This is a genomic window from Streptomyces sp. AC627_RSS907 (assembly GCF_019049165.1).
This window is the reverse complement of sequence record NZ_JAGMUE010001365.1, coordinates 1-691: the sequence shown is the minus strand read 5'-3', so window position 1 is coordinate 691 and position 691 is coordinate 1. Positions and strand designations below refer to the sequence as shown.

Below are 691 nucleotides of genomic sequence, written 5' to 3'. Positions count from 1 at the left end.
CCGGGCGGGCGGCGGCCGTCTCCAGGCGAACCGATACTTCGGCGAGTGCCTCGCCGGTCAGCCAGCGCGCGGCCGGGCCCGGGCGGCACCAGGCGAGGGCGGCCAGCGACGCCCCGACGGCGCCGCCGATGCCGTCGCTCTCCGCGCCGTCGGCCTCGGCGAAGTGGCGGTCGAGCAGCTTGCTGGCCACCGCCTCGACGCCCTCGCGGTAGGGCGTGCGGGCCAGCTTGCGGGCCGCACGGTAGACGGTGAAGGGGACGAAGAAGGAGTGCGCGGACGGGCCGTCGGCGCGGGCCAGGGCCGTGGCCGGGCGCAGCAGGTGCCGGCGGCGCCGGTCGAGGAGCAGGTCGGCGAGGCGGGCCGGGTGGGCGTCCAGGACCTGCCGCGCGCCGTGCCCGACGAGGTGGTCGGCGCTGCCGGCGGAGAGTCTGCGCCGGTGCCGCTCGGCGCTGACCAGGGCGGGGCCCGGTTCGTCGGTGAGCGGGCCGCGCTCCAGGGCCGCGTACGGCAGGGCCTCGGCGCCGGCCGCGACCACGACGTGGTGCAGGCGGGGGTTGGCGGCGATGACGCGGGCGCGTTCGAGTTCGGCCTCGCGGACGCGGCCGGCGATCGTCGCCAGGTCGTTGAAGGTGACGGCGAGCAGCCGCTCGCCGGCCTCCGTGCCGTGCCCGAGCGGGGTGCCGGGCACGCC

1 pseudogene is annotated in these 691 nt (G+C 79.2%); it reads right to left on the bottom strand.

The features are described 5' to 3' along the window. Window positions 1-691, bottom strand: a pseudogene (locus KUM32_RS41950) (asparagine synthase); the annotation flags it as partial.